The organism is Phenylobacterium sp., from assembly GCF_037189685.1.
In the GTDB taxonomy this organism is placed as follows: domain Bacteria; phylum Pseudomonadota; class Alphaproteobacteria; order Caulobacterales; family Caulobacteraceae; genus Phenylobacterium.
Window position 1 is genome coordinate 1 of sequence record NZ_JBBCIT010000047.1, and the last position, 6202, is coordinate 6202.

6 protein-coding genes are annotated in these 6202 nt (G+C 71.2%); 5 read left to right on the forward strand and 1 reads right to left on the reverse strand.

The features are described 5' to 3' along the window. Positions 1-157, forward strand: a 157-nt coding sequence (locus WG212_RS21560) for an adenylyl-sulfate kinase (protein WP_337189180.1), incomplete at its 5' end; no start/stop codon positions are given. After that, a complete protein-coding gene (locus WG212_RS21565) occupies positions 150-896 on the forward strand; it encodes a 3'(2'),5'-bisphosphate nucleotidase CysQ (protein ID WP_337189175.1) in 747 nt (248 codons plus the stop codon). The genes WG212_RS21560 and WG212_RS21565, both read left to right, overlap by 8 nt. Positions 897-1145: 249 nt before the next feature. Here WG212_RS21565 and WG212_RS21570 read toward each other — a convergent pair whose 3' ends face one another. Continuing rightward, entirely contained in the window at positions 1146-2360 is a 1215-nt protein-coding gene (locus WG212_RS21570) for a cytochrome P450 (RefSeq protein ID WP_337189176.1), read from the reverse strand. A gap of 255 nt (positions 2361-2615) precedes the next feature. Here WG212_RS21570 and WG212_RS21575 point away from each other — a divergent pair, with 255 nt between their 5' ends. The 3 genes from WG212_RS21575 to WG212_RS21585 form a co-directional block, all read left to right on the forward strand. After that, positions 2616-3764 carry a sulfotransferase gene (locus tag WG212_RS21575; protein ID WP_337189177.1) on the forward strand — a complete coding sequence of 383 codons (1149 nt, stop codon included), beginning with the start codon at positions 2616-2618 and terminating at the stop codon, positions 3762-3764. After that, positions 3761-5062 carry a hypothetical protein gene (locus WG212_RS21580; RefSeq protein WP_337189178.1) on the forward strand — a complete coding sequence of 434 codons (1302 nt, stop codon included), beginning with the start codon at positions 3761-3763 and terminating at the stop codon, positions 5060-5062. Before WG212_RS21575 ends, WG212_RS21580 begins: the two co-directional genes overlap by 4 nt. Before the next feature lie 90 nt (positions 5063-5152). Then, positions 5153-6202: acyl-CoA dehydrogenase family protein (locus tag WG212_RS21585; protein WP_337189179.1), on the forward strand; the 1050-nt coding region annotated here is incomplete at its 3' end.

Sequence of the window (6202 nt, forward strand, 5' to 3'; positions counted from 1 at the left end):
CGCCAAGGCCCGATCCGGACAGCTCAAGAACTTCACCGGCATCGACTCCCCCTACGAACCCCCCGAACACCCCGAGATCCACATCGACACCACCACCCTTCCCCCAGAAGACGCCGCCCAGCGGATCTTCCAGTGGCTGGACCCGTCCGATGGATGATGCCGCCCTCGCCGCGCACCTGGCCGCCACGGCCGGGCGCCTGCTTCTCGCCCTCCAGGACGACGGCCTCATCGCCGACAAGGCCCTGGGCGCCGCCGGGGACGCGGTGGCCCATGAGTACCTGGTCCGCGCGCTGGCCGCCCAGCGCCCCGACGACGGGCTGCTGTCCGAGGAGGGCGCCGAAGACCCCGCCCGCCTGGGCAAGTCCCGCGTCTGGATCGTCGATCCCCTCGACGGCACCCGCGAATACTCCGAACGGCGGACCGACTGGGCGGTCCATGTGGCGCTCTGCGTCGACGGGGCGCCCGCGGCGGGCGCCGTCGCCCTCCCCGGCCTGGGCCTGACGCTGTCCAGCCACGCGCCTACGGCCCCGCCACCGCCGCGCAACGGACCGCCCCGCATGCTGGTCAGCCGCACACGGCCCGCGCCGCAGGCCGTCCAGGTCGCCGAGGCCCTCGGCGCCGAGCTTGTCCCCATGGGCTCGGCCGGCGCCAAGGCCATGGCCGTCCTGCGCGGCGAGGCCGACATCTACCTCCACGCCGGCGGACAGTACGAATGGGACTCCTGCGCCCCCGCCGCCGTCGCCCGCGCCCACGGCCTCCACGTCTCCCGCATCGACGGATCGCCCTGCCTGTACAACAACCCCGACCCCTACATGCCCGACCTTCTCGTCTGCCGGCCGGAGCTCGCAGGGCCGGCCCTGGACGCCGTGCGGCGGCTCGAGGCCGTCGGGGCATAGGGCGCTGCGGACATCACACGGGCGATCCACGACCCCAGGGCAGCGCTCGACGCGCCGCTCGCGCTCCCGCCATCATGGACCTGGCTCCGATCCGGATCGTCGACGTGCGGCGGGTCTTCAACCCCAACACCAGCCAGCAGGAGTTCCTGCTCCAGGGCGAACCGGACCGCAGTTGCGTTCCACTTCGGCTCGCGGGGGGCGGATCGCGCCAACCCGGACCTCGGCGGCCGCGACCCTGAAGCCGGTCCCTCAGCCGCGGGCCTTGAGCGTGGTGAGCGCCCGGGTCAGCGACGGCTTGAAGTCGCTGATCGGCGGGTCGACCGTGTCGAGTCGAAGGTCCGGCCGGCGTTCGAGCAGCGCGGCCAGGCCGATCCGCAGTTCCTGCCGCGCCAGCATGTTGCCGATGCAGACGTGCGCGCCGCCACCGAACGACAGCGTGTCGCGCGGCGCGCGCATCAGGTCCAGCCGGTCCGGGTCGGCGAACACGTCGGGATCGCGGTTGCCCGCGCCGATCAGCAGCAGGATGAACGCGCCGGCGGGGATCGTGTGGCCACCCACGACGACGTCGCAGTCCGACGAGCGGCTGAAGCCCTGGGCCGTCCCGTCGTAACGCATCAGTTCGTCCACGGCCGTCGGCATGATCTCGGGCGAACGCTTCAGGAGGGCCAACTGATCGGGGTTCCGGTGCAGCGCCAGCACCGCCAGCCCCAGCGCCGCCGTGGTGGTCTCGTGGCCGGCGAAATACATCAGCAGCACATTGGCCAGCAGTTCCTCCTCGTCGGCGAAGCCTCCGGCGTCGCCGGCCTGGATCATCGCCGAGAGCAGGTCGTCGCCCATGTTGCGCCGACGGCTCTCCACCAGGCCGCGGAAATAGTCCTGCAACTGCACGATCGCCCTGTCCGCCCGCCGCTTGACCTCGGCGTCCTTGGGGACGGACTCCACGACGGGCGCGATGTCCTCGATGTCGTGCGCGATATGCCGCGAGTCCGCCTGCGGAACGCCCAGGATCTCGCTGATCACGCGCAGCGGAACCTGATGGGCGTAGTCCTGGATCACGTCGAAGGATTCGCGGTCGCTCAGTTCGTCCAGCACCTGGCCGACCATTCGCTCGACCATCGGGGTCAGTTCCCGGGTCCGGGTCGGCCCCATGAACCAGCGCGCGAAGAGGGGCCTCAGCCGCCGGTGGTCCTCGCCGTCCATCATGAAGAACATCCGGCGGAACATCTGGAAGTACGGCTGGTCGTGGACCGCCTCGCCGTGCCGGCTGACCTCGCGGCGCACATAGGCCTGCCCGTAGGTCTCGTCGTCCGACATGATCTCGCGCATCAGCCGGTGCGACGACACCACCCAGACACCCGCCGGCGCGGCCCAGTGCACCGGCGCCTGGGCGCGCAAGGCATGGTATGTCGGATAGGGATCGGCGAGCGGTATCCGCGGATCGTATGTGGCGATGTCGATCTGCATGATCGCTCCCTCCCGCCCGGCTCTCTGTCCCGCCGCTCTCGCGCGGCGGCCGGTGCGGGCCGAAGGTGGATCGGACAGGTCCGCCGTCAATGCTCCGGTCCGAATGATTACCGATGCAATCTCGGCGCTCGCCGCGTGGCCTGGCGCCGGCGCCAGGCCTACGCTCCGCCCGGGCGACGGTGCCGACGGCCAGGCGCGGGACCGATCGGCCCCAAGGGCGCGCCTCTAGGGCCGCACCACAGGGAAGGACGACGGATGGCCCAGGGGGTTCCCAGCGCGCGCGTCGAGGCCGCGTCGCCCGAACTGGGCGCACGTCTATCCAAGCTGTTGGACCACATCCGGAACGCCGGGCTGGGCGACGACGGCCTGGCCATCGCCTATCGCGTGGTCGACGATATCCTGGCCCAGCGCGAACGGATCGCGCAGGATCGTCGCGACATGCCCGAGATCGCCCGGGAAGCCATCTCGCGGCCGATCTTCGTGACCGGCCTCCCGCGCTCCGGAACGACGCTGCTGCACGTCCTGATCGGCGCCGATCCCGCGAACCGGACACCGCGTCTCTGGGAGGTCGCCCGACCCTCGCCGCCCCCCGCTCTCGGACGTGACGTCGAGGCTCGCCAGCGGAAGACGGATCAGGACATCGCCGAGCTGCTGCAGCGCGACCCGAGCCTCCTGCAGTCCCATCCCTACTTCGACGCGGGCGGCGCCTCGGCGGCCGAGTGCGAGCACCTGGGCGTGCTGGACTTCCACTTCGTCCGCCGGACGATGGGCTACTACTCGGAAGCGCCCGGCTTCCTGAACGTCGACCTGATCGACGACGACGTCGCCTTCTTCGAATCGCACAGGCGCATCCTCCAGCACCTGCAGTGGCGCGCGCCCCGGCGACGCTGGGTCCTGAAGGGCACCGAGCACTACATCCGCCTGGAGGCCCTGAAGACCGTCTACCCCGATGCGCACGTGGTCTGGATCCATCGCGATCCGCAGAAAGTGATCCCGTCCATCATCGCGCTCCACTGCAACCTCGCCGAGGGCATGTCGGGCCGCCCCGTCGACCGCCGCGCCTTCGGCCGGGAGTTGCTGGACCGCTACGCCGGGATGATCGACCGCGCGCTGGCCAGCCCCTTCGCGCGGCATCCGGACGTGTTCCATCTGCGCTACGCCGATTTCGCGGCCGATCCCGTGGCCGCCGTCCGCTCGGTCTACAAGGGGTTCGGCCTGCCGTTCGGAGATACGGCGGCGGCGGCTGTCGAAGGCTGGATGACGGACTCCGCCAACCAGGGCGACCGACACGGCAGGTTCCGCTACGACCTGGCCGATTTCGGCCTCGGCCGGGCCGACCTCGAAGCGCGGTTCTCGGCCTATCGCGCCGTGTTCGGCATCCCCTTCGAAGGCGTTCCCGCATGAGCGCGGTGACGGCGGCGGCCGACCGCCCCGCGCTGGCGACCGAAGAGCAACTGGCGGCCGACCGCCTGCTGATCGACATCCTGGCCGACCCCAGGGTCGTGGCCGCCCAGGCCGGGCTTCGCGCCGAGCTTGCAGCCGACCCTTCCGCGAACACCCCCGACGGCCGCGCCTGGCTCGACCGGGCCGTCAGCCTCTATGCGGGCTCGCTGGCGATGCGCGAGATCGGCGCCGACCCTCGCCGCCCTGTCGTGCTGCGCGACCTCGAACCCTCGGTGCTGGAGTGGTTCGGCATGCGCGTGCCGGCCCGCGGCACATCGGGCGAGAGCCCGGACAACATCTATCGCTACCTGTCGCTCGACGGCGACTACAGCTATGTGCTGACGGGGCGCATGCCGACGGACGGCCCCATCCACTTCAGCCTGGACGCCCGTCAGGCTTCGGGCCGCAAGCCGCCGGGCCATCCGGCGCCCGCGGGCCGTTCGGACAGCGGCGTCCAGGTCGGCCTGCTCACCGAGCGCGAGCTCGCGTGCGACGGCCGCGGCGATTTCGCCATCACCATAGACAGCCGGCCCGCGGACGGCCGCCGCAACCACCTCCGGATCCAGCCCGGCCCGGTGACGGTGCTCGTCCGGAACGTGTTGTCGGACTGGCGGCAACGCCCGACGCCGCTCGCGATCCGGCGGACGGACGCCGGGGCCGGAGCGCCCCCACCGAGCCTGGACGCCCTGGTGGGCAACCTGGTCGATGACCTTAGGGAATGGGCGCTCTACTGGTTCAACATCCCGCACACGCTGCTGGGCGCGCCGCCCGTCAACACCTTCCCCACGCCCGTGCCGCGGGACGGCGGCTGGGGCCGCCTGACCCTGTGCCACTTCCGGCTCGCCGAGGACGAGGCGATGGTCGTCACAACCTCACGGGCGGGGGCGCGGTACACCGGGGCCCAGGTGCTGGGGCCGTGGCTGGTCCCGCCCGAGCCGGCGGGCCGGTCGGTCAGCCGCAACATCAGCCAGACGCACGCCAATCCCGACGGCTCGGTGACCTATGTGCTTTCGGCCGTGGATGTCGGCGCGCCGAACTGGCTCGACACGCTGGACCTGCGCCAGGGCACGGCCATGTTCCGCTGGTCGGCGTTCGCAGGCGAGCACGATCCCGCCATCCTGGTGCGGGATCATCGGGTCGTCAGGCTGGGCGAACTGGACGTCTTGCTGGCGGACGGGCCGCCTCGGGTATCGGCCCGGGATCGCCAGGCCGAGCTCAGCCGGCGGATCGGCGACTATGCCGCACGGACGGCGGGCTGAGGGCGTGAGGCACTATTACATCTGCATCGGACCGATCGTGCTCCCGACGCCCTAGTCTCCCGGCGGCGCAGACGCGCCGATGGAGTCGACATGCCCTATACCGCCCCCGTTCGGGACTACGCCTTCCTGCTGCGCGACGTGCTGGAGCTGGAGCGCTACGCGAACCTGCCCGCCTTCGCCGACGCCTCCATCGACACGGTCGAAGCGATCCTGGCGGAGGCCGGCAGGTTCACGTCCGAGGTGCTGGCCCCGCTGAACGGCGTGGGCGACAAGGAAGGCTGCGTCTGGAGCCCCGACTTCACCGTCCGCACGCCCACCGGCTTCAAGGACGCCTATGCAAAGCTGGTCGAGGGTGGCTGGCCGGGCCTGGGCGCGGACCCGGCCTACGGCGGCCAGGGTCTGCCCGACGTCGTGAGCCTGGCGGTCACCGAGATGAGCTCCTCGGCGAACATGGCGTTCACGATGTACCAGGGCCTGGGGCACGGGGCCTATGCGGCGATCCACGCCGCCGGCACGCAGGCCCAGAAGGGCCTCTACCTGCCCAGGCTGGCCTCGGGCGCGTGGGGCGGCACCATGAACCTGACCGAGCCGCACTGCGGCACCGACCTCGGCTTGCTGCGCACCAAGGCGGTCCCGCAGGCCGACGGGACCTATCGGATTTCCGGCCAGAAGATCTGGATCAGCGGCGGCGAGCAGGACCTGACCGAGAACATCGTCCATCTGGTGCTCGCCCGCATCGAGGGCGCGCCGGCCGGGACCCGCGGCATCAGCCTCTTCATCGTGCCCAAGTTCATCCCCGACGCCGACGGCAACCCCGGCGAGCGCAACGCCGTGAAGTGCCTGGGCCTGGAAGAGAAGATGGGCATCCACGGCAACGCCACCTGCGTCATCAGCCATGAGGAGTCGACCGGCTGGCTCATCGGCGAGGAGAACCGCGGGCTGGCGGTCATGTTCGTCATGATGAACTACGCCCGGCTCGGAACCGGGATCCAGGGCCTGGCCCAGGCCGAGGCCGCCTACCAGGCCGCCGCGGCCTTCGCCAAGGAGCGGCTCCAGGGTCGATCGCTCACGGGGCCGAAGAACCCCGACGGCCCGGCCGACCCGATCATCGTCCATCCCGACGTCCGCCGCATGCTGATG